The organism is Vibrio sp. Vb0349, from assembly GCF_033338975.1.
On the sequence record NZ_JAWOTS010000401.1, the window covers coordinates 1 to 1085 of the forward strand.

The 1085-nt window shown below is 46.1% G+C and carries 2 protein-coding genes; one reads left to right on the forward strand and one right to left on the reverse strand.

All coding sequences use genetic code 11. The annotated features are described in order from the left end of the window. A partial coding sequence (locus R7Q47_RS26155) for a DUF1538 family protein (RefSeq protein WP_318090249.1) occupies positions 1–467 on the reverse strand: 467 nt, incomplete at its 3' end. A gap of 285 nt (positions 468–752) precedes the next feature. Between R7Q47_RS26155 and R7Q47_RS26160 the strand changes: the two genes are divergently transcribed. After that, positions 753–1085 (forward strand): NAD-dependent epimerase/dehydratase family protein (locus R7Q47_RS26160; RefSeq protein WP_318090250.1); only part of this gene is annotated, 333 nt, incomplete at its 3' end.

The following is a 1085-nucleotide window of genomic DNA, read 5'->3' on the forward strand; positions in this document are numbered from 1 at the left end:
CCGTTTAAGACGCGCAGCACCCCAATCACAATCGCAACCCCAACAGAAGAAGCCACCGTGATCCGCAGGCCACCGCCATACTCCGTCATGGATTGTTCGGAATTAGGGATCATCCCGCCTTCAGCCGCCACCTCTGAGGCCTCTTCTGCAACAGCAGTCAATGCCGGCTCTGCGATAGTGGTTCCAAACCCCAAGCAAAACGCAAAAATCAATAACCAAAACACACTGCCCTTTCGAGCAAAGGCTTGTGCCATATTTTCGCCAATGGGGAACAAGCCGAGTTCTAGCCCGAAAATAAAAAACGTCAGGCCTAAAATGACCAACAACAAACCAAAAAGAATCGAGACCAAGTTAGGTAAAGGCTCTTGCAGAACCACCAATTGGAAGAAGGTAATAACAATCACAATAGGAAGAAGATCGCGGGCACTGTTAAACAGAGCGCGGAACAAAGCAGTGAGTGCTTCCATGCAAATCCTCCCTTTGACGAACAAGTTATTGGCTCTGAAGGCGAGACCTGTCCGGTGATATCCTTATCATCTACTCTCAGTGTGGCATAAATTTCTACTCACAAACGTGAACAACCTTATGTCACCACTAACATTTGGTTACATTTTCCCAATATGTGAACTGGATGAGCCACCACGAAAATTTATCTGAAAGATGGAAGAACGCATGATAAGCAGCGCTGAACTGATCAAGCGAGGCGCAAAACGACTATAATGTTCTAATATATTGACATTCAAAGAGATGCTATGAAGATATTACTTACAGGTGGAACTGGGTTTATAGGGTCTGAGTTACTCAAACTGCTCACCACTCATCAGATAGTGTTACTGACCCGATCGCCAGACCAAGCCAAACAGCACTTGCAGTACGCAGATTTAGGTAATATTGAGTACCTTGCTTCTCTTGATGAACTCGCCGATCTCAACAACATAGATGCCGTCATCAACCTCGCAGGAGAACCAATCGCAGACAAGCGTTGGACGGAGCAGCAAAAAGAGAAAATTTGCGACAGTCGCTGGAAAATTACCGAGCAAATTGTTGAGCTGATTCACGCCAGTACCAAACCGCCTTCTGTGTTT